Here is a 19,430-nt window from a genome sequence, read left to right on the forward strand (position 1 = left end):
GACCTCTTGCCGCGACGGGAGTGTGACCGGGTCGGTGCCGCCGTCGCGGCCGCCGGACGGGCTACGCGTCGTCGCGCCGCGCGACCTCGTGGCGGCCGAACCCGTACCGGAGCCGGTTCGCGAGCCGCCGCGAGAAGCGGCCCTCGTTGCGCGAGTCGAACCGCTCCGCGAGCGCCTGGTAGATGATCGGCACCGGGACCTCCTGTTCGAGCGCCTCCTCGACCGTCCACGTGCCCGTCGACCCGCCGGCGACGCGGTCCGCCACGTCGCCGAGGTCGGACCCCTCCTCGCGGAACGCCTCCTCGCAGAGTTCGAGGAGCCACGACCGGATCACGGCGCCGTTGTTCCACGTGCGCGCGACCGACTCCATGTCGAGGTCGTAGCGGCCGTCCGCCAGCAGCTCGAACCCCTCGCCGTACGCCTGCATCAGCGCGTACTCGACGCCGTTGTGGACCATCTTCACGTAGTGGCCCGACCCGGACTCGCCCATGCGGTCGTGGCCGTCCGGCCCGGTCGCCACCGCGTCGAAGACGGACACGAGCGCCTCGTAGGCCCACTCCGGACCGCCGACCATCAGCGAGAAGCCGGCTTCGGCGCTCGCCGGGCCCCCCGACGTGCCGCAGTCGAGGTACGCGGCGTCCGTCTCCTCGGCGCGGCGCGTGGACGCTTCGAAGTGCGAGTTCCCGCCGTCGACGACCACGTCGTCGCTATCGAGGTGGGGTTCAAGATCCGCGAGCGTGGCGTCGACCGCGTCGCCGGCGGGCACCATCAGCCAGATGCGTTTTTCACTTCCCAGTCGGTCACAGAGGTCCGCGACCGAATCGGCCGGCTCCGCGCCGTTCTCGGCCGCCGTCGCGGTCGCCTCCGCCGAGAGGTCGAACGCGACCACGTCGTGGCCGGCGTCGAGCGACCGGTCCACGACGATCTGCCCCATCCGTCCGAGTCCGATGACCCCGAGTTCCATGCGCGAGGGGTGGCGACCGCCCGCCGTAGTGGTTCCGGTTCGATCCCCCATCTCGACCCGTCGCACGCCCCGAACTGTTTTGACCGACCGCGGAGTGGCCGCGCTCATGGGACGCGTCAGCGAAACCGACCTCGACTGGACGGAGACGGACCGCGGCGAGACCACATTCCGCCGCAAACAGCTGGCCGAGGCGGCCGACGGCGAGGGGATCGGGTGTAGCCTCTACGAACTCCCCGCCGGGGCGAAGTCGTGGCCGTACCACTACCACGCCGCCAACGAGGAGGCGATCTATGTCCTCGCCGGCGAGGCTACCCTCCGTCACGGCGGCGAGACGACGCCTATCGAAGCGGGCGACTACGTCGCGTTCGCGGCCGACGAGTCCGGCGCACACCGCGTCGTCAACGAGGGCGACGAGCCCGTGCGTTACCTCGCGCTGTCGACGATGAGCGAGCCGGACGTGACGGTGTACCCCGACTCGGAGACGTTCGGCGCCTACGTCGGGTCGCCGCCCGGCGGCCGAGACGAGCGCTCGCTGGAGGGGTATTACGAAATCGACGGCGACGTCGACTACTGGGAGATGTAGGCCGACCGGAACCGACGCTGCCCGCGATCTCAGGCCTCGTCGCCCTCGTCCGCCTCGGCCTCGCGCTCGCCGAGATGCGCGCGCAGCGCGTCCACGTCCTTGTTGCCCGCGCCGGTGTTCAGCAGGACGACCGTGTCGTCGGGGCCGAACTCGCCCGACTCCGCGAGCGCGAACGCGCCCGAGACCGCCGCCGCGCAGGTGGCGCCGACCTCCAGCCCCTCCTCGCGGGCGACCTCGATCGCGGCGTCGAGGATCTCCCGGTCCGTCGTCGCCACCGCGCCGCCGTCGGACTCGCGGACCGCATCCAGGATGAGGCCGCTCGCGCCGGGGTCCGGGATCGCGATCCCGTTACACGCCGTGTCGACCTCGTCGTCCGTGATCGGCTCGTGGCGGTCCGCGCCCGACTCGTAGGCGCGGACGACCGGCGCGCAGCCCGCGGCCTGCGCGACGTACATCGGGACCAGCGCGTCGGTCCACCCCAGATCCTTGGCCTCCCGAGCGGCCTTGTGCATCCCGACGAGGCCGACGCCGCCGCCGGTCGGGTAGACGACGCCGTCGGGCGCTTCCCAGTCCAGTTGCGCCAAAAGCTCCAGCGCCATCGTCTTCTTCCCCTCGTGGCGGTACGGGGTGACGAACGTCTTCGTCGAGTACCACTCCGGATGCTCGTCCATCGCCTCGGCGTAGGCCTGCCCGGCGTCGGCGATCTGCGAGTTCCCGTCGATCGGGTCGGTGACGGTCAGGTCCGCGCCGTGGACCTCCGTCATCGCCTTCTGGGTGAACCCCGCCCGCGAGGGGAGGAACACGTGCGCGTCGAGGTCTGCCCGGGCCGCGTACGCCGCGGCCGCCTGCCCCGCGTTGCCGGCGCTGTTCAGCGCGACCTCGCTCGCGCCGTGTTCGCGCGCCGCCGTCATCGCGGCCGCCTGCCCGCGGTCCTTGAACGTCCCCGTGGGATTCGCGCCCTCGTCTTTCAGGAGGACGCGGCCGACGCCCATCGCGTCCGCCAGCGACGGGCACTCGACGAGCGGCGTGGCGCCCTCGCCGAGCGACACGGCCGTCTCGGCCGGGAACGGGAGCAGTTCGGCGTACCGCCACATCGACCCGTCCGGGCGCGCGTCGAGCGTCTCCGGCGTCAGGTCGACCCGGTCGTAGTCGTAGTCGGGGTCGAGGATGCCGCCGCAGTCGGGACACCGGTGCGTCGCCGTCTCGGCGTCGAACGTCTCCTCGCAGTCGACGCAGGTCAGGCCGATGAACGCGTCTGTCGTCTCCATGGGGCCTCGCTCGCGTGCCGGGGACTTCGGTGCCGTGGTCGCGACGCGCGCCGAGTGGTTCGGCGCCGCGGTCGCAGCGGGTACTTAGGTTCGAAACGTATGAAGGGGTACGCCGAGGGGGTCCGCCGTCGTACCCTCACGCGAGATGCCCGCATCAGCGACCGCGTCCGATCCGCCGGGAGAACCGAGGTGGGACCGATGAGCCGAACCGACCTGCGGTTGGACCTCCCGACCGGGTCGTGGCTCGGGGACGTCTCCCGGCGCGTCCCCGCGGCGACGCTCCGGGTCGCGGAGACGATCGCGATCGACGGCGACGGCCGGCAGTCGACCGGCGCAGATCCGGAGACGGCCGCGACCGTCCGCGTCGGCGGCACCGAGCGGGACCGCGTCGAGGCGGCGCTCCGCGACCACGAGCGCGTCTCGCGCGCCACCGCGGTCGAGCCCCGCGGCGACGTCCGCACGCTCCGGGTGGTCGGCCGCGCCCCCGCGTACCTCCCCGCGGCGCGCGCGGTCGGTCTCCCGATCGAGTCGACGGTCGAGGTCGTCGACGGCCGCGCGGCGGTGACCGTCGTCGGCGACCGGGGCCGGATCGAGGCGTTCGGCCGCCGCCTCGCGGGCGACGGGATCACGGTCGAGGTCGCCGCGACCGGGGACGCCGACGCGGACCGGACGCTCACCGAGGCGCAGCGAGAACTCGTCTTCGAGGCAGTCCGGGCGGGCTACTACGACACCCCGCGCCGGTGTACGCTCACGGCGCTGGCCGAGGCGAACGACATCGCGAAGTCGACCTGTAGCGAGACGCTTCACCGCGCCGAGGGGCGGGTGATGCGCCGGTTCGTGGACGGCGCGGGGCCGTTCGCCTCGGCGGCGGACGCCGGAGCCGCCGCCACCGACGAGACCGGGCCCCCCGAGACGGCGACGTTCGACGGACACGAGCGCGACGGCGAGGAGCCGGTGCGGTCCGCGGCGACCGAACCCTGACGCAGTCGATCGCCTCTCGTGGCAGCGCGGCTACTCGCCGTCGAGCGCCTGCCACGAGAGCCGCGGGTTCCGCGCGGCGCCGACCTGATCGATCCGGCCCGCGGCGGTCCGGTTCGGGGCCGCGTCGAGCGCCTCGTCGGTGTCGGCGTACGCGAGGTTGAACGCCTCCGCGAGGTCGTCGAGCGACGACTGCCCCTCGATCTCGGTCGGCTCGGTCAACATCGCCTCCGGCACCATCTCCGGCCACTTCGTCGTCGGCGGGTGGACGCCGAAGTCGAGCATGCGCTTGGCGACGTCGGCGGCGTCGCGGTCGCCCGCGGTCGCCGCGAACTCGTGGTGGAACGGGCCGTGCGGCACGTCCATATCGATCCGCTCGGCGAGGTAGTTCGCGTTGAGGACGGCCTTCGCGGCCGCGTCCGACAGCCCCTCGTCGCCGAGGCGGGCGATGTACGCGTACGCCTTGATCGCCACGAGCCAGTTGCCGGCGAACCCGTGGACCTTCCCGATCGTGTGGTCCGGCTCGAAGCGCTCGTACCCCGACCCCTCCCGCGTCTCGCGCACTCGCGGCGTCGGGAGGAACGGCGCCAGTTCGTCGACGACGCCGACCGGGCCGGCCCCCGGGCCGCCCCCGCCGTGGGGGGTCGCGAACGTCTTGTGGACGTTGTAGTGCATCACGTCGAACCCCATGTCGCCGGGGCGCCCCCGGCCGAGCAGCGCGTTGAGGTTCGCGCCGTCGTAGTAGAGCAGCCCGCCGGCGTCGTGGACGATGTCGGCGATCTCGGTGATGTCGCGCTCGAAGAGTCCCACCGTGTTCGGGTTCGTCAACATCAGGGCGGCGGTATCCTCGCCGACGGCCGCCTCCAAGGCTTCGAGGTCGACGCGGCCGTCCTCGCCGGAGGGCAGTTCGACCACGTCGTAGCCGGCGGTCGCCGCGGTCGCGAAGTTCGTCCCGTGGGCCGACGCCGGGATCACGACCTCCGAGCGGTCGTTCCCGTGGTGTTCGTGGTACGCCTTCGCGACGAGGATCCCGGTCAGCTCGCCCGCCGCGCCCGCCGGGGGCTGGAGCGTGACGGCGTCCATCCCGCCGATGTCCGCGAGGACCTCCTGGAGCCGGTACTGGAGTTCGAGGTTCCCCTGCGCCGAGCGCGCGGAGCGGTCCGGGTGGATCGCCGCGTTCGGATCCGCCGCCACGTCCTCGGTGAACTTGGGGTTGTACTTCATCGTACAGCTCCCCAGCGGGTACGGGCCCGCGTCGATCGCCCAGTTCATCTGCGAGAGCCGGGTGTAGTGGCGCGCCGTCTCCGGCTCCGAGGGGTTCGGGAGGGTCAACTCCTCCCGAGTGAGGTCGTCGGGGAGCGGGGAGTCCTCGCGCACGTCGACGGTCTCTTGGCCCTTCTCCGAGAGCAGCGGCTCCCGGACGTCTTCCCCCTCCCGCTCGTAGTTCGCTTGGTCGTGGATCATCAGAGCACCTCCTCGAAGGCCGCGACGAGCCCGTCCGTCCGCCCGGCGTTCAGGTCGGTGACGCACACCTGAAGCAGGTGGTCGCCGATCGCGTGGACCGCGAACCCTTCGGTCTCCAGGTCCTCGGCGACCGCCGCCGCGGGCTGGTCGACGCGGACCGCGAACTCGCGGAAGTGGTGGCGGTCGTGGACCGGCGCGGCGGCGCCGGAGCAGTCGTCGATGCGGTCGGCGAGCGCGGCCGCCTCCCGGACGCAGTCGTTCGCGAGGTCGACGAGGCCGTCTGGTCCGAGCGTCGCCGCGTGGATCGCCGCGCGGAGCGCCACCCACGCCTGATTCGTGCAGATGTTCGAGGTCGCCCGCTCCTTGCGGATGTGCTGTTCGCGGGTCTGGAGCGTCAGCGTGTACGCGCGGGCGCCGTTCGCGTCCTCGCTCGCGCCGACGAGTCGGCCGGGCACCTGCCGCAGGAACTCGTCGCTACAGGCGAAGATGCCGAGCCCCATGCCGTAGCTGGTCGGCAGGCCGAGCGAGCCGGCCTCACCGACGACGACGTCGGCGCCGACCGCCGCGGGCGATTTGAGTACCGACAGCGCGACCACGTCGGAGCCGAGGACGAACAGCGCGTCCGTCTCGTCGGCGAGGTCGCCGATCGCCGCGAGCCGCTCCTCCAAGCAGCCGCGAACCGTCGGGCTCTCGGCGTACACCATCACGACGTCGTCGCCCGCGCGGTCGGCGAGTACGTCGACATCGGCGGTCCCGTCGGCCATCGGGTAGTCCTCAACGGTCAGGTCGGCGCCGTCGCAGTAGTTCGCCAGCACCGCCCGCTTGCCCTCGCGGAGCTGTTCCGGGACGAGGACGGTGTCGCCCGAGGTCGACCGAACGCGGTCGGCGAGCGTCGCGGCCTCGCCCAGCGCGGTCGCGGCGTCGTACATCGAGCAGTTCGCCACGTCGAGGCCGGTGAGTTCGACGAGCATCGACTGGTACTCGAAGAGCGCCTGCAGGAACCCCTGTGACACCTCCGGCTGGTACTGGGTGTAGCTCGTGAGGAACTCCGCGCGGTCGGCGAGGTGGTCGACGACGCTCGGCACGTAGTGGCCGTAGTGGCCCCGGCCGAGGAACTCGGTGAGGTCGTCGTTGCGCGCGAAGATCCGCGCGCACTCGTCGCGGATCTCGCGTTCCGTCCGCGCGTCGATGCCGAAGTCGCCGTCGAAGGCGACCGGGTCGGGGATGTCGAACAGCGCCTCCTCGTCGTCGGCGCCGATCGCCGCCAGCATCGCCGCGGTCTCCTCGTCGGTGTGGGGCGCGTACGGCGTGCCGTCCGCCCGGCTCATCGGTTCGTCTCGCCTCGTCCGCGGTCGTTCGACCGGTCGTCTGTGCTCCGTTCGGCCGCGGCTCGTCGGTCTGCGAGTGAAGCGGTGTCTCGTCGGTTCGCGGGTGAAGCGGAGTCGGAAAGTGGCGTGATCATGGTCGTGTGTCGGGTGGGTGTGTCGTCCGGGAGTCCGCGGTCCGTCTCCGGCGTCGGTCCGGCGGTCACGCGATCTGGGCGTCGTACGCGTCGGCGTCGAGCAGCCCCTCGGCGTCGCCCCCCTCGGCGGGGGCGACTTCGAGCATCCAGCCGTCGCCGTACGGGTCCTCGTTGACGAGCTCCGGGCGGTCGAACAGCGCCTCGTTGACCGCGACGACCTCGCCCGAGACGGGGGCGTACAGGTCCGAAACGGCCTTGATCGACTCGACGACGCCGAACGACTCCCCGGCGGCGATCTCGTCGCCGACCGCCGGGAGTTCGACGAACACCACGTCGCCGAGTTCGTCCTGCGCGAAGTCGGAGACGCCGATCCGGACGGCGTCGCCGCCGGTCGTCGTCCACTCGTGCGATTCCAAGTACCGTCTGTCGTCGGGAACGTCGAAGCTCATTGGTCAGGGTCGCCGCGGTCCGCTCGGCGTCCGGCCGCGACACATGTGATTCACCCTTCTGACGACGAGGAAATAAAAGGTGTGTTCGCGGCGGTCGCGACGGCGAACGACTCCCGGACGGCCGTTCGATGCGCCCCGTCAGGTCCACCGGTCGAGCCCGGTCTGGACCTGCGACTCCGCGATGCGCTCGAACCCGCGTTCGACCTCGTCGGCGTCGACGCCCCACTCGTCGACGACGTACTCGCGGGCGGCCTCGACGTCGGGGTTCACCTCTGTGTCGACGGAAACGTCCTCGGCCGGCGGGTCCATGAACAGCTCCCGGATCGCCTCGGCGTTCGGGATGTCGGCGTCGCGCGCCTCCAGCACGCCCCACAGGTCGCCGTGTTCCCGCACCGCCTTTACCGCCGTCTTCGGCCCGACCCCGCGGACGCCCTCGTTGAAGTCGGTGCCGCAGAGCATCGCCACGTCGACGAGCCCCTGACGGTCGAGGCCGAGGTCCCCCAAGGTCGCCGCGAGGTCCATCAGCTCCGGGTCGCCCTTGCTCGTCAGCTGGCGGAGCGTCGTCGGCGCGCCGAACAGCAGCGTGTCGTAGTCCTCGCTGCCGGCGTGGTCGACGGTCCCGGTCGCGGCCATGTGCGCGCACTGCGCTTCCCCCTCCGCGGGCGCCTCGACGATCGGCACGTCGAGCAGTTCGAGGAGTTCCCGGGTCGTCTCCTGTATCGTGTCAGTGAGTCGCTGGGTGCGGGCCTCCAACCGCGCGGCCTCGACCGCGTCGCCGCGCTCCTCGGCCGCCGCCCGTCGCTCCTCAGCCTGCTCGCGTTTCTCGCGTCGCTCCGCGACCTCGTCGGCCTTCAGGTCGGTGACGGCGCCGTCGAACACCATCACGGGGATCAGGTCGTGTTCGAAGAACTTCGGGAGTCCCTGAACCACGCCGATCAGGTTCGCGACCTCGACGCCGTCGGCGGTGGTGTACTTCTCGTCGCTCGTCCACTTCACCGTCGTCGTGAGGTACCGGTACAGCCAGTTGTGCGCGTCGACGGCGACGACGCTCCCCTCGATCTCTTCGAAGGCGACGTCGCGGATCGACGCGAGGTCGCGGAGGTCGGCGTTTCCCATTACCCGTTACTGGGGCGCGTCGCTGTTAAACGCTGGCGGGTCGGGGTGGGCGACGGGCAGCGATTCTCTGTCGACGGCCGGTCTGCCATCCGTCGCGACCCGCCTGCCGACTTCTGGGCAGTTTATGTGCGTCACGCGCCTACGGTGGAGCGTCTGAATGGTCTCCCCGTTCGAGGTGTTGGACGTCGGCGAGGACGCCGACGACGAGGAAGTCGAGCGGGCTTACCGCGAGCAAGTGAAGCGCGCGCACCCCGATCAGGGCGGTTCGATCGACGAGTTCCAGCTCGTCCGCCGCGCCTATCGGGAGCTGTCCGAACGCGACGAGAACGACGACGGAAGCGACGACCGAGTCGACCCCGCGGACGTCGACCTCACCGAGGGCGACGACGCGCGCGAACCGAAGTCGACCCGCGTCGAGTTCCTCGACTACGAGGCCGTCGTCGACTACGGCTGGTCGCTCGACGATGACGAGCTGTTCCGGAAGGCCGGCCACGCCGACCTCGCCCCCGACGCCCACGGCCGCCTGCTCGTCCACCCCGACGAGAGCCTCTTGGAGGCGGCCGAGCGCAGCGGCTTCGCGTGGCCCTTCTCCTGTCGCGGCGGCGCCTGCGCGAACTGTGCGGTGTACCTCGCTGAGGGCGAACTCTCACAGCCGACCGACCACATCATGCCGGACGACCTCGCCGAGCGGGGGTTCCGACTCTCCTGTAACGGCTACCCGCTGACCGACGAGCTGTCTATCGTGTTCAACGTGAAACAGCGGCCCGAACTCGACGACCTCATCCTCCCGCCCGGACCGTTCACGCGTCGCTGACCGGATCGCGGCTGAAAAAGCGGACCCGGAAGCGCCTCAGAACGACTCGGCGACGGCGGCGACGACGGCGTCTTCGACGGCGTCGCGCTCGCCCGAGAGGAACTCGATCTTCCCCTCGCGGACGCCCGCGGTGGCGATGTCCGCCGTCGGGGCGAGTTCGGCCGCGCGCTCGGCGACGTCGCGGACGGAGACGTCCGCGGTCGCGCGCACGTACAGCTCGTCGGTGCCGACGCCGACCGTCGCGAACGGCTCGCCGTCCGCGCGGCGTCGGTGGAGGTCGTCGAGGAGGAGCGGCGTCGGCGGGAAGTCGTACCGGTGGGTGTAGCCGTCGGTGTCGAGCAGCGCGAACTCGACGCCGTCGGCCGCCTCGGTCACGACGTTCGCGTCGGCGGTCTCGACCTCGGTCTCCAGCTTCTCGCGGAACTGCTCGGAGACGTGCGCGGCGAGGTTACCGCCGTCCGAGAACAGCAGGTCGGCGATGAGCTCTCGCTTGTCCTGATACGACTGGTAGTACGCCTCCAGCGCGACCGCCTCGCGGAGTTCGGCGACGCGCTCGGCGTCGTAGCCCGCGTCGCGCGCGAGGTCGACGTACCGCTCGGGGGCGTCCGCCCAGTAACTCACGGCCGGCAGGTGCCGGAGGTCGTCGCGGACCTCGTCGTTGATCGCCGACGCCAGCGAGGCGACGAGCGAGCCCGTCGAGAGCGTCTTGTCGCCGCCGACGTCGGCCAGCTCCGGCGAGACGAGCGTGTCGACCGCGTCCCGGGTCTCGGGATCGGCGACCGCGGCGTCGACGACGACCGCGTCGACCCCGTACACCGACAGCAGGTCGATGCCGTCGGCGGACTCGGTTGTCGAGCCGGCGCCGACGAGCAGGAAGAGGGGGAGCTTCTCGTCGTGTCGGTCGCGGTCCTGAAGCATCCGCGTCGCGTCGTTGGTCGCCGCGTCCATCCCGTACACCGGCTCGTCGAGCGGGCGGCGGGTGAAGTAGTGGTACTCGGCGTCGCTCTTCGCGTGTTCGTCGCGGATCAGCGGGAGGACGGCGCGCTCGACCGCGGCGCCCGCGACGTAGCCGTCGGCGGTCGCCGGGTGACGGACGACGATCGGTCGCGATTCGAGGACCGCGCGGCGGACCGCCTCGGCCGCGTCGAGCAGCCCGTCCGCGAGTTCGGCGACCGTCTCGTCGCCGGCGAGCGGCTGGAGCCCCTGGGGGCGCGCCTCGTCGGTGAGCGCGTCGGCGATGCGGCGGCGGACCGCCTCGGCGTCCTCGCCGTCGAGGAGCACGAGCGCGTCGGACTCGACCTGAACGTCGCCGCGGTGGCTCTCCACCTCGCCGTCGACCCGCACCGCGTCGCCGACCTCGATGTCCGGGTGCGCACGCACGCCGGGCTCGACGAACGCGGCCACGTCGACGGCGCCCGTCTCGTCGCTGACCTCGAACACCGTCGGGCCGCCGGTCTGGCGGACGCCGACGACCTCGCCTTCGATCCGGACTGCGTCGCCGACCGCGTCTTCGAGCGTCGTGATCGACACGCGCTCGGGTTCCGCGTCGGCGTCGTCTCTCTCGGCCTCCGCAGGCTCTTCCGAGCCCTCGGACGCTGCGGCCTCCTCCTCGTCGTCGGTCACAGCGGCCTCGGTCTCGGTAGTCTCCGATTCCGCGCCAGAGTCCGCTTCCTCATCGGCAGACTCCGCGTCGCTTCCGACGGTCTCGGTGGCCTCGACGGTCTCGTCGACCGACTCGTCGGACTCCTCGTTGGCAGCGACACCGTCGTCGCCCCTTTCCTCGGGCTCGGCGGTCTCTTCGTCGGCCGCCTCTTCCTCGTCGGTGGTCTCCGCCTCAGCCGTCTGTTCCTCTTCGGCCGTTTCGTCCTCGTCCCCCGGCTCCTCGTCGGGGAGGTGTTCGCCGCTGGACTCCTGGACGAGGACGCCGCGGAACTCGCGGTCGGCCTGCCGGATCGACCAACCGAGGTCGACGTTTCCGTTGTCGCGGACGCCCTTCACTTGGACGAACACGTCGTCGCCCGGCTCCCAGTCGAGGCTGTCGAGGCGGCGGTCGAGTTCGGAGCGGTGAAGCAGTCCGGTGACGCCCGGCGCGAGGTCGACGAACACGCCGAACTCGGCGTACCCGTCGACGACGCCCCGGTAGAAGCGGCTCGGAACCAGGTCGTCGGGAGCGTCGCCGCGGAAGTCGAACACGACGTCCTCTTGGTGCGAGTCGCAGACGCGACTGCCCCCGACGTCCGTGCCACAGATGATACAGGATCCCATTTGAGTACACCGAGAGTCTCGGGCCTAAAACGGTTGTCGAAAGCCCGCTGGTCCCTCGACGGGGAGGAGCTGAGGGGCAGCGGTCACGTCACGCGCCGAGCAGCGTCCGCGCCGCGGCCACGACGCGGTAGCCGACGCCGTAGCCGAGCGCGGCGGGCGGGAGCGCGGCCACGACCGTTCGGACCGGGCCCAGCCCGTGGACCGCGCGGAGCCCGACGAACAGAAGCACCGCGGCGTACGCGCCGCAGACGACTCTGAGTTCGGGTATCGCCGGTCCGGCCAGCGCCATCGGCGAACTCGCGTACGCGACGACTTGGACCGTCTCGCTCACGCCGCCGCGGTCGCGCAGCCCCACGCCGCCGTCGAACTCGACGCTCGCGACCACGACCGAGACGGTCGCGACCGCGGCCGTCAGGTGGAGGCCGACCGGCGCCGCCAGCGCGACCACGACGAGGAACACTACGACCTCGGACAGCGCCCGCGAGGAGGGGACGACGACGGGCATCGCCGCGGGGTCCGACGCGATCCAGCCGAGCGTGAACGCCGCGGCCACCGCGACCGCGAACGTCAGCGCGGGCGCCTGATCGCCGGGCGTGATCCCGTTCGCGAACGCCCGCCGCGGCCGGACGAGGACCTCCGCCCACGTGCGCGCGATGCCGCGCGGACCGCGGGGCCGACCGCCCGCCGACTCGCTCATCCGAGATGTCACAGTCGGGGTTCGTCCGCGCGAAATAACCCGTTTCCGGTTCGCTCCGGTGCGGTGGTGGTCCGAACGCCGCGCGCCCCTCGCCTCCAAACTTATCAGCGCTGATACGCGGGGCGCAAACGCTTATATCGCCCCCGTCTGAGTATCGCTCGAATGGTCGCGTTCCGAGACGACGAGCGCGGATTCACCCCGCTGGCGGGGACGGGACTGCTCGTCGGGGTCGTCGTGCTGCTGCTCGCCATGGTGGGCGCGGCGGTGTTCGGGCTCATCGACAACGTCGCCCCGCCGGACGCCGAGTTCGAGGGCCAACAGGAGAACGGCTCGCTCGTCGTCGTCGCGCTCGGGCCCGAGCCGGTCCCGGCCGAAGAGCTGTACGTCCGCGGGGAGGACCCCGACGGGAACGTCCAGTTCGGCGCGTGGCCCGGAGACGGGATCGCGAGACCCGGAGACAAGGTCCCCGTCCCGAACGCGACCGGCAACGAGGACTTCGATGTCGTCTGGGAGCCGCTGGCGTTCGACACCCGCGAGACGCTCGGCAGCTACAGCGGCGAGGACTCCGCCATCGACGAGTGGAGCGAGGAGAACGGCGGCAGCACGCCGGGCGGCGGCGTCGGCGTCTGACGGCGGGACGGACGGGCAATCGGGGAGATATCCGGCCGAGAGTCTAATTGACCGCGACCCCCTTAGTCGACCGCGACGCTCACTCGACAGCGACCCGCTCGCCGCGCTCGTCGGATCGCTCGATCGCCGCGAGGACGCGCTGGACCTCGTACCCGTCCTCGAACGACGGCTCGAACGATCCGCCCTCGGCGACCGCCGAGAGGAACTCGTAACTCTCGTGAACGAACGTGTGCTCCCACCCGATCACGTGTCCGGGGGGCCACCAGCGGTCGACGTACGGGTCCGTCTCCTCGGTGACCAGCACCGTCTCGTAGCCGCGGTTCCCCTCGCGCAGCACCTCCAGTTCGTTGAGCCGCTCCAAGGAGAACGTCAGGCTCCCCGCCGTCCCGTGAACCGCGATCGTGTGGTCGTTCTTGTGCCCCTCGGCGACGCGGCTCGCCTCGAAGCTCCCCGTCGCGCCCGACTCGTAGGCGACCTGCGCGCTGTACGCGTCGTCGACCGTCACGTCGCGGTACTCCTCGATTACCCCTTCGTCGTCGTAGACGGGCCGTTCGTCGACGAACGTCGTCAGCCGTCCGGAGAGGCGGTCGATCCCGCCGACCGCGTCGCCGACGAGGAAGTTCGCGAGGTCGATCGTGTGCGCCCCGAGGTCGCCGAGCGCGCCCGACCCGGCCATGTCGGCGTCCATCCGCCACGCCCACGGCGCCTCGGGGTCGACGAGCCAGTCCTGGAGGTAGCGCCCGCGGACCTGTCGGATCTCGCCCAGTTCGCCGTCCTCGATCAGCCCCTTCGCGTACCGGATCGCGGGGACGAACCGGTAGTTGAACGCGGCGCCCGCGGGCACGTCGGCCGCGGCCGCCGCGTCGCGCATCGCCGCCGCCTCCGCCATCGTCGGCGCGAGCGGCTTCTCGCAGAGAACGGGAATCCCCGCTTCGAGGGCCGCGATCGACGGCTCCGCGTGGACGTGGTTCGGCCCGAGGTTGTAGAAGACGTCCACCTCGTCGAGCGCGGCCTCCCAGTCGGTCACGGTGTGCGAGAAGCCGAACCGCTCGGCCGCGTCCGCGAGCGCCGCCTCGTCGCGCCCGACGAGCGTGTGTCGCTCGACCTCGGGCGCGTCCGGGAAGAACATCGGGAGCCGCGCCATCGCGTTCGCGTGCGCCTTGCCCATGAATCGATACCCCAGCACGCCGATCTTCAGTGGTTCGTCGGTCATTGTCGTGGATCTCTCGGTCGTCAGCGTCTCATTCCGCCCAGTACGCGTCGCCCGGTTCCGTCTCGAAGACGGCCCGCTCCAGCACGTCGACGGCCTTCTCCAGCCCCTCGCGCGACGACGTGAGCGAGTCCTCGTGTTCGATCGACAGCGCGCCCTCGTAGCCGACCATCCGCAGCGTCGAGACGACATCCTTCCAGTGTCCCTCGTCGTGGCCGTAACCGATCGAGCGGAACAGCCACGAGCGGTCGGCCTCCTCGGCGTACCCCGTCGTGTCGAGGACGCCCTTCAGGCGGGCGTTCGCGTCGTACACCTTGGTGTCCTTCGCGTGGACGTGGTGGATCGCGTCGCGCTCGCCGAGGAATCGGATCGCCTCCGTCACGTCTATCCCCTGCCAGTAGAGGTGCGAGGGGTCGAAGTTGGCCCCGATCCGGTCGTTCGTCGCCTCGCGGAGGGCGAGCATGCCGGTCGGCTCGTACACCAGCATGTTCGGGTGCATCTCGATGGCCACGTCGACGCCGTGATGCTCGGCGTGCTTCGCCAGGTCCCGCCAGTACGGGATCGCGACCTCGTCCCACTGGTAGTCGAGCGCGTCGGCGTGTTCGGTCGGCCACGGCGCCGTGACCCAGTTCGGCGTCGAGTCGCCGGGCGCCCCCGCGGGGAGCCCGGAGAAGCACGTGACCGTGTCGACGCCGAGCAGGTCGGCCAGTTCGATCGCCTCGCACAGTTCGCGGTCGGCCGCTGCGGCCCGCTCCTCGTCCGGGTGGAGCGGGTTGTTGTGCGTCGCCAGCGCGGAGATCCGGAGGCCGCGGTCGTCGAGCAGCCCGAGCAGTTCGTCGCGCGCGTCCTCGTCGCCGAGGAGGCGCTCGCGGTCGACGTGGTCCTCGCCGGGCCAGCCGCCAACGCCGAGTTCGACGGCGTCGACGCCGATCCCGTCGAGGTACGCGGCCGCGTCGTCGATCGGTTCGCCGCCCAAGGGGACGGTCAGCACGCCGATGTCCATATCCGGGGCTACACCGACGCCCGGAATAAGTGTTCAGGAAGGATCGGCGGGGCGGCGCCCGTCCGCCGTCAACGCCCCCCCGGACGCCGCCTCGGGTTCCCGCCGCGGACCCTCCTCCGGTCACCGCCTCGCATTCCCGCCGCGAACCGAGCCGTTCCCGGCCGCGAACCGCATGAGGTTTTAACGGGTGGAACGCATACGACGGGGTATGGGAATCCTCTCTCGCGCCTCCTACGTCATCCGCTCGAAGGTGAACACCCTCCTCAACCGGGCGGAAGACCCGACCGAATCGCTCGACTACTCGTACGAACAGATGCGCGACGAGCTTCAGGACGTCAAACAGGGGATCGCCGACCTGACGACCCAGAAGAAGCGCCTGGAGATTCAAAAGCGCAAGCTCGAAGAGAACGTCGAGAAGCACAACCGGCAAGCCCGCGAGGCGGTCCAACAGGACCGCGACGACCTCGCGCGCAAGGCGCTCGAAAAGAAGAAGTCGAAGATGACCCAGATCGAGGAGCTGGAGGGCCAGATCGCGGAGCTCAACAACACCCAAGAGCAGCTCGTCGAGAAGAAGAACAAGCTCCAGAACCGCATCGAGGAGTTCCGCACCAAGAAGGAGACGATGAAGGCCCGCTACGAGGCGGCCGAGGCGTCCTCCCGCGTCTCCGAGGCGATGACGGGCGTCGGCGACGAGATGGAGGACGTGAGCCGCTCCATCGAGCGCGCCGAGGAGCGCACCGAGGAAATGGAGGCGCGGTCCGAGGCGATGGACGAGCTGGAGGACTCCGGCGCGTTCGAGGACGCGCTCTCCGACAAGGACAGTATCGACCGCGAGCTGGAGAGCCTCTCGACGAACAGCGAGGTCGACGCCGAGCTGGAGACGCTGAAGGGAGAGATGGGCAAGGGCGGCTCGTCGAACGGCGACGCGAGCGTCAGCGACGAGGATGTCGACGACGAACTGGCCGACATCGAGGCGGAGATCGACTCGGACGACCTCGAAGCCGACCTCGACAGCGACGGTAGCTCCGGCGACGCAAACCTCGACGAGGAGCTCGACGTCGAGCTGGAGGAGTCGGAGTCCGAGGCCGACGAACCGCAGAACTGAGGCCACCTCCGACCCGCGTTCGGCTCCCGCAGTCCCCGCGGTCCCCGCTTCCAGTCTCCGCTTCTAACCCACTTACTCCGACGACGGCCGCGCGCCGGTCCCCGCGCGGTCCTGCTCGGCCAGCCGGATCTCGCCGTCCGCGAGGTCGACGCCCTCGTACGGGTCCTCGGCGAGCAGCAGCGAGCCGTCGAGGTCCGCGTAGTCCAACAGGGGCGCGAGCTGCGCCGCCGCCGCGATGGAGGCGTTCGACTCGATCATACAGCCGCACATGACTTCGAGGCCGTGCGCCCGCGCGGCAGCTATCAGCCGTCGCGCCTCGGAGAGGCTCCCGGTCTTCATCAGCTTCAGGTTCGCGATGTCGCAGCGGTCGGCGATCGCGGGCACGTCCGCGGCCGTCACGCAGGACTCGTCGGCGGCGACCGGGAGCTCCGACCGCTCGTAGACGTACCGGAGCCCCTCGGGGTCGTCGGCCGAGACGGGCTGTTCGACGAACTCCACGTCGCGCTCGGCGAGCCACGCGCTCTTCGCGACCGCCTCTTTCGGCGTCCACGCCTCGTTCGCGTCGACGCGCAGCCGGGCGTCGGGCGCGGCGTCGCGGACCGCGTCGATCAGCTCCCGGTCGCGGTCGGTGCCGAGCTTGATCTTCAACACGTCGTAGCCGGCCGCGACGGCGTCGGCCGCCTTCTCGCGAACGCGGTCGGTGTCGTCCAAGCCGACCGTGAACGACGTCTTCGGCGCGTCGCTCGGGTCGAGCCCCCACAGCCGGTGGAGCGGGACGCCGAGCCGCTTCGCCGCGAGGTCGTGGACCGCGATCGAGACGGCGCAGCGGGCCGCGGGATTGCCGTTCACGACCGCGCGCAGTTCGGCCTCGATCTCGCCGATTGCGTGGGGGTCGCCGACGCGCTCCACCGCGTCGAGCAGGTCCGGCATGACCGCCGCGACGGTGTCGGCCGTCTCGCCGTAGTGGGCCGACGGCGCCGCGCCGCCGATCCCCGTCATCCCCGCGTCGTCGGTCACGCGGACGATCACGTTCTCCGCGTCGGTTTGGGTCCCGCGCGAGATGGTGAAGGGGTTCTCCAGCGGCAGCGAGACCCGCTCGAACTCGGTTTCGAGGCTCATTCGCCGCCGAGCCCCGCGTCGACGATCCCGTCCACGATGCGGTCCGCGCCGTCCCGGACCGGGTCTGCGGCCGGAACCCCGGTCTCGTCGCCGAATTCGGTGACCGCCTCGGCCGCGGCCCCCTCGTCGGCCACGTCCTTCGTGTTGAGCGCGCCCGCGACGACCTCGGTCTCGTGGACCGGCGTCGCCAGGTCCTCGTAGAGGTCGACGTAGTCGCCCAGCGGCGGGAGGTCGAACTCTTCGTAGCCGTGAACGACCTCGCGGTCCGCGGCGTGACAGAGGACGAGACCGTCCGCCATCGACCCGTGGAGGATGCCGCAGGTGACCGCGGAGTAGGCGGGGTGGACGATGCTCCCCTGTCCCTCGACGACGAGCAGGTCGTGGTCGTCGCCGGCCGCGACGAGCATCTCCTCGACCGCGCCCGCCGTGAAGTCGGAGACGATCCGGTCGATCGGGTTCCCCCACCCCGCGATCATGATCCCGGTCTGTCCCGTCGGGACGAACGCGGCGTCGATCCCCCGGTCGCGGGCGGCCGCGACGATCTCCAGCGACGCGGTCATCTTCCCGACCGAGCAGTCGGTGCCCACCGTGAGTACCACGTCGGCGTCGACCTCGGCCGAGGCGCCCGACGCGACCGTGAGGTCGTCGCCCGGCCTCCGGACGTCGACGAGGTCGACGCCGTGTTCCTCGGCCAGCCCGGCAAGCTCCTCGTCCTCGTTCAGGAAGTAGTGGAGGCCGCTCACCACGTCGCAGCCCGCCTCGATCGCGGCCTCGACGTCGGAGCGCCACGACTCGTCGAAGCCGCCGCCGATGGGCGCGATCCCGATGTAGAGTGCGTCGAGGTCGCCGTCGGCGGCCGCGTGCGCGTCGGCGAACGACTCGACGATCGGCGCGTCGGCGACGTCCGTGACGTGGTCCGCAACGCGGTCGCCGGCGCGGTCGCGGTCGAGGACGGCCCGGACGCCTTGGTCGCCGTAGCGAATCACGCCGAGCGCGGTCTTCGCGCGGTCGGGGAACTTCTCGTGGGCGAGGACGGCGATCCGCTCGTGGTCCATGGTGGGTCGCTCGCCCCGGTCGCTCTTAAAAGGGTCGAGGGGCGACCGAGCGTCCGCCGAGCCACCGGCCCCCGGCGGGCGAAACGCGCCCCACCGTCCGAAGAGTCAAACCGGTGTCGGCCGATCGTTCGAACCGAGATGAACGACGTCTCGGTCACGCTGGAGCCGGCGGCCGGCGACGCGCTCGGGTACGTCGAGTCGCTGTTGGCGGAGAACGAACTGCCGTCGCGGGACGTCCGGTCGACGCCGGACGCGTTCTACGTCGCTCGCGACGGGGCGGAGCGGGTCGGCGTCGGCGGCGTCGAGGTCCACGGGAGCGACGGCCTCCTCCGGTCGGTCGTCGTCGAGCGCTCGGAGCGCGGCCGCGGCTACGGGACGGCGCTCTGCGACGCGCTCGAAGCGGAGGCGGCCGCCGCCGGCGTCGACACGCTGTACCTGCTCACGACGACCGCGGCCGAGTTCTTCGCGGCCCGCGGATACGCGGAGACGCCGCGGAGCGACGTCCCGAGCGGAATCCGAGGAACGACGGAGTTCGGCGAGCTGTGCCCGGCGTCCGCCGCCTGCCTCCGGCGAGAGCTGTAGCGTCGACCCGCCGAGGTCGCGCTCCCCGTCGTCGGCGCGCGCCGCGGAGCACCGACGCCGACAGGATCCGCGAAAAAGCTCTCCGGCGAGCGATCGCCTTCAGGCGCTGCCGTCGACGAACTGCTCGGCGCCCTCGTAGAACCAGTGGCCCGCCTCCCGCATCGCGCGGCCGAGCTCCTGATGGAACTCGACGAAGTCAGCGAACTCCTCCTGCTCGACGTTCTCGAATATCTCCTCGACGGAGACGACCGTCTCGAAGTCGATCCGGATCGGATGGTCGCCGTACTGCTCGACGTACTCCGCCGCCGTGAGCGGGAAGTCCTCCTCCTCGTCGATCTTCTTCGCGAGCACGGCGTGGCCGTACTGCCGCATGCCCTCGCTCCCCTGCTCGCCGTCGGGGTCGTGTGGCCAGTCCATACCCAGAAGTTCGCCGGATCGGGCATAGTGGTTTCGGATGCGGCGGTGGCGGCCGGCCGCGCTCAGCGACGCAGTCCGCCGTCCGACTTGATCCGCATGATGTGTCGGACGTTGAGGTAGATCTCCTCCGGCGACGTCTCCTCCTCGTCGTCGTACAGGTCCGAGACCCGGTAGAGGATCGCCGAGAGCTGCTTGCTCTCGGAGCTGTCGCCCCGCACGTCCGCGGCCACGTCGCGAAGGAACCCCCGG

At 71.1% G+C, this 19,430-nt stretch carries 19 protein-coding genes and 1 pseudogene; 6 read left to right on the plus strand and 14 right to left on the minus strand.

Annotated features, from left to right (window positions below):
• Positions 1-61 precede the first annotated feature (61 nt).
• Complete coding sequence (gene gnd, locus C463_RS16570) at positions 62-964, minus strand: phosphogluconate dehydrogenase (NAD(+)-dependent, decarboxylating) (protein WP_008446090.1); 903 nt, start codon at positions 962-964, stop codon at positions 62-64.
• Between the two features lie 106 nt (positions 965-1,070).
• On the opposite strand from gnd, the gene C463_RS16575 reads away from it, so the two are divergent.
• The gene (locus tag C463_RS16575) at positions 1,071-1,547 is read left to right on the plus strand and encodes a cupin domain-containing protein (RefSeq protein ID WP_008446091.1); all 477 of its coding nucleotides are present in this window, start codon (positions 1,071-1,073) and stop codon (positions 1,545-1,547) included.
• Positions 1,548-1,576: 29 nt separating this feature from the next.
• On the opposite strand, the gene C463_RS16580 is transcribed toward C463_RS16575, so the two are convergent.
• Entirely contained in the window at positions 1,577-2,815 is a 1,239-nt protein-coding gene (locus C463_RS16580) for a threonine synthase (protein ID WP_008446093.1), read from the minus strand.
• A 198-nt stretch (positions 2,816-3,013) separates the two neighbouring features.
• Between C463_RS16580 and C463_RS16585 the strand changes: the two genes are divergently transcribed.
• Positions 3,014-3,796: a helix-turn-helix domain-containing protein gene (locus C463_RS16585; protein ID WP_049906081.1), complete on the plus strand. Its 783-nt coding sequence runs from the start codon at positions 3,014-3,016 to the stop codon at positions 3,794-3,796.
• 30 nt (positions 3,797-3,826) lie between these two features.
• Here C463_RS16585 and gcvPB read toward each other — a convergent pair whose 3' ends face one another.
• The 4 genes from gcvPB to fen form a co-directional block, all read right to left on the minus strand.
• Positions 3,827-5,257 (minus strand): aminomethyl-transferring glycine dehydrogenase subunit GcvPB, encoded by a 1,431-nt coding sequence (gene gcvPB, locus C463_RS16590; protein WP_008446098.1) that lies wholly within the window; start codon positions 5,255-5,257, stop codon positions 3,827-3,829.
• The gene (gene gcvPA / locus C463_RS16595) at positions 5,257-6,585 is read right to left on the minus strand and encodes an aminomethyl-transferring glycine dehydrogenase subunit GcvPA (RefSeq protein ID WP_008446100.1); all 1,329 of its coding nucleotides are present in this window, start codon (positions 6,583-6,585) and stop codon (positions 5,257-5,259) included. The genes gcvPB and gcvPA overlap by 1 nt, the downstream gene beginning before the upstream one ends.
• Positions 6,586-6,784: 199 nt before the next feature.
• Positions 6,785-7,168, minus strand: a complete 384-nt coding sequence (gcvH, locus tag C463_RS16600) for a glycine cleavage system protein GcvH (protein ID WP_008446104.1) — start codon at positions 7,166-7,168, stop codon at positions 6,785-6,787.
• A gap of 138 nt (positions 7,169-7,306) precedes the next feature.
• Positions 7,307-8,284, minus strand: a complete 978-nt coding sequence (gene fen, locus C463_RS16605) for a flap endonuclease-1 (protein WP_008446106.1) — start codon at positions 8,282-8,284, stop codon at positions 7,307-7,309.
• Between the two features lie 157 nt (positions 8,285-8,441).
• Between fen and fer the strand changes: the two genes are divergently transcribed.
• Positions 8,442-9,098 carry a ferredoxin Fer gene (fer, locus tag C463_RS16610; RefSeq protein WP_008446108.1) on the plus strand — a complete coding sequence of 219 codons (657 nt, stop codon included), beginning with the start codon at positions 8,442-8,444 and terminating at the stop codon, positions 9,096-9,098.
• Positions 9,099-9,134: 36 nt separating this feature from the next.
• Here the strand turns inward: fer and C463_RS16615 are convergent, their stop codons facing one another.
• Positions 9,135-11,363, minus strand: coding sequence for a DHH family phosphoesterase (locus tag C463_RS16615; RefSeq protein WP_008446110.1), 2,229 nt, complete (start codon positions 11,361-11,363; stop codon positions 9,135-9,137).
• Positions 11,364-11,451: 88 nt separating this feature from the next.
• The gene (locus C463_RS16620) at positions 11,452-12,060 is read right to left on the minus strand and encodes a YIP1 family protein (RefSeq protein WP_008446112.1); all 609 of its coding nucleotides are present in this window, start codon (positions 12,058-12,060) and stop codon (positions 11,452-11,454) included.
• Between the two features lie 162 nt (positions 12,061-12,222).
• On the opposite strand from C463_RS16620, the gene C463_RS16625 reads away from it, so the two are divergent.
• Positions 12,223-12,690 (plus strand): type IV pilin, encoded by a 468-nt coding sequence (locus C463_RS16625; protein WP_008446114.1) that lies wholly within the window; start codon positions 12,223-12,225, stop codon positions 12,688-12,690.
• A gap of 79 nt (positions 12,691-12,769) precedes the next feature.
• Here the strand turns inward: C463_RS16625 and C463_RS16630 are convergent, their stop codons facing one another.
• Positions 12,770-13,903 carry a Gfo/Idh/MocA family protein gene (locus C463_RS16630; protein WP_008446116.1) on the minus strand — a complete coding sequence of 378 codons (1,134 nt, stop codon included), beginning with the start codon at positions 13,901-13,903 and terminating at the stop codon, positions 12,770-12,772.
• 28 nt (positions 13,904-13,931) lie between these two features.
• Positions 13,932-14,903 carry a sugar phosphate isomerase/epimerase family protein gene (locus tag C463_RS16635; RefSeq protein ID WP_008446117.1) on the minus strand — a complete coding sequence of 324 codons (972 nt, stop codon included), beginning with the start codon at positions 14,901-14,903 and terminating at the stop codon, positions 13,932-13,934.
• A gap of 208 nt (positions 14,904-15,111) precedes the next feature.
• Between C463_RS16635 and C463_RS16640 the strand changes: the two genes are divergently transcribed.
• Positions 15,112-16,008, plus strand: coding sequence for a PspA/IM30 family protein (locus C463_RS16640; RefSeq protein ID WP_008446119.1), 897 nt, complete (start codon positions 15,112-15,114; stop codon positions 16,006-16,008).
• 72 nt (positions 16,009-16,080) lie between these two features.
• On the opposite strand, the gene C463_RS16645 is transcribed toward C463_RS16640, so the two are convergent.
• On the minus strand, positions 16,081-17,127 hold the full coding sequence (locus C463_RS16645) for a dipeptide epimerase (protein ID WP_008446120.1): 1,047 nt from the start codon (positions 17,125-17,127) through the stop codon (positions 16,081-16,083).
• Positions 17,124-18,182: a DUF1611 domain-containing protein gene (locus tag C463_RS16650; protein WP_008446122.1), complete on the minus strand. Its 1,059-nt coding sequence runs from the start codon at positions 18,180-18,182 to the stop codon at positions 17,124-17,126. The genes C463_RS16645 and C463_RS16650 overlap by 4 nt, the downstream gene beginning before the upstream one ends.
• 138 nt (positions 18,183-18,320) lie before the next feature.
• Between C463_RS16650 and arsN2 the strand changes: the two genes are divergently transcribed.
• A complete protein-coding gene (gene arsN2, locus C463_RS16655; protein WP_008446124.1) occupies positions 18,321-18,764 on the plus strand; it encodes an arsenic resistance N-acetyltransferase ArsN2 in 444 nt (147 codons plus the stop codon).
• Positions 18,765-18,863: 99 nt separating this feature from the next.
• Here arsN2 and C463_RS16660 read toward each other — a convergent pair whose 3' ends face one another.
• Both C463_RS16660 and C463_RS16665 read right to left on the minus strand, forming a co-directional pair.
• Positions 18,864-19,181, minus strand: coding sequence for a DUF5785 family protein (locus tag C463_RS16660; RefSeq protein WP_008446126.1), 318 nt, complete (start codon positions 19,179-19,181; stop codon positions 18,864-18,866).
• A gap of 62 nt (positions 19,182-19,243) precedes the next feature.
• Positions 19,244-19,430: pseudogene (locus C463_RS16665) on the minus strand (hypothetical protein); the annotation flags it as partial.

It is taken from the genome of Halorubrum californiense DSM 19288, assembly GCF_000336875.1.
In the GTDB taxonomy this organism is placed as follows: domain Archaea; phylum Halobacteriota; class Halobacteria; order Halobacteriales; family Haloferacaceae; genus Halorubrum; species Halorubrum californiense.

Excerpts from the sequence above, each read along its gene's own strand:
- gnd (WP_008446090.1), bottom strand. The coding sequence starts at position 964 with ATGGAACTCGGGGTCATCGGACTCGGACGGATGGGGCAGATCGTCGTG.
- C463_RS16575 (WP_008446091.1), top strand. The coding sequence starts at position 1,071 with ATGGGACGCGTCAGCGAAACCGACCTCGACTGGACGGAGACGGACCGC.
- C463_RS16580 (WP_008446093.1), bottom strand. The coding sequence starts at position 2,815 with ATGGAGACGACAGACGCGTTCATCGGCCTGACCTGCGTCGACTGCGAG.
- C463_RS16585 (WP_049906081.1), top strand. The coding sequence starts at position 3,014 with ATGAGCCGAACCGACCTGCGGTTGGACCTCCCGACCGGGTCGTGGCTC.
- gcvPB (WP_008446098.1), bottom strand. The coding sequence starts at position 5,257 with ATGATCCACGACCAAGCGAACTACGAGCGGGAGGGGGAAGACGTCCGG.
- gcvPA (WP_008446100.1), bottom strand. The coding sequence starts at position 6,585 with ATGAGCCGGGCGGACGGCACGCCGTACGCGCCCCACACCGACGAGGAG.
- gcvH (WP_008446104.1), bottom strand. The coding sequence starts at position 7,168 with ATGAGCTTCGACGTTCCCGACGACAGACGGTACTTGGAATCGCACGAG.
- fen (WP_008446106.1), bottom strand. The coding sequence starts at position 8,284 with ATGGGAAACGCCGACCTCCGCGACCTCGCGTCGATCCGCGACGTCGCC.
- fer (WP_008446108.1), top strand. The coding sequence starts at position 8,442 with ATGGTCTCCCCGTTCGAGGTGTTGGACGTCGGCGAGGACGCCGACGAC.
- C463_RS16615 (WP_008446110.1), bottom strand. The coding sequence starts at position 11,363 with ATGGGATCCTGTATCATCTGTGGCACGGACGTCGGGGGCAGTCGCGTC.
- C463_RS16620 (WP_008446112.1), bottom strand. The coding sequence starts at position 12,060 with ATGAGCGAGTCGGCGGGCGGTCGGCCCCGCGGTCCGCGCGGCATCGCG.
- C463_RS16625 (WP_008446114.1), top strand. The coding sequence starts at position 12,223 with ATGGTCGCGTTCCGAGACGACGAGCGCGGATTCACCCCGCTGGCGGGG.
- C463_RS16630 (WP_008446116.1), bottom strand. The coding sequence starts at position 13,903 with ATGACCGACGAACCACTGAAGATCGGCGTGCTGGGGTATCGATTCATG.
- C463_RS16635 (WP_008446117.1), bottom strand. The coding sequence starts at position 14,903 with ATGGACATCGGCGTGCTGACCGTCCCCTTGGGCGGCGAACCGATCGAC.
- C463_RS16640 (WP_008446119.1), top strand. The coding sequence starts at position 15,112 with ATGGGAATCCTCTCTCGCGCCTCCTACGTCATCCGCTCGAAGGTGAAC.
- C463_RS16645 (WP_008446120.1), bottom strand. The coding sequence starts at position 17,127 with ATGAGCCTCGAAACCGAGTTCGAGCGGGTCTCGCTGCCGCTGGAGAAC.
- C463_RS16650 (WP_008446122.1), bottom strand. The coding sequence starts at position 18,182 with ATGGACCACGAGCGGATCGCCGTCCTCGCCCACGAGAAGTTCCCCGAC.
- arsN2 (WP_008446124.1), top strand. The coding sequence starts at position 18,321 with ATGAACGACGTCTCGGTCACGCTGGAGCCGGCGGCCGGCGACGCGCTC.
- C463_RS16660 (WP_008446126.1), bottom strand. The coding sequence starts at position 19,181 with ATGGACTGGCCACACGACCCCGACGGCGAGCAGGGGAGCGAGGGCATG.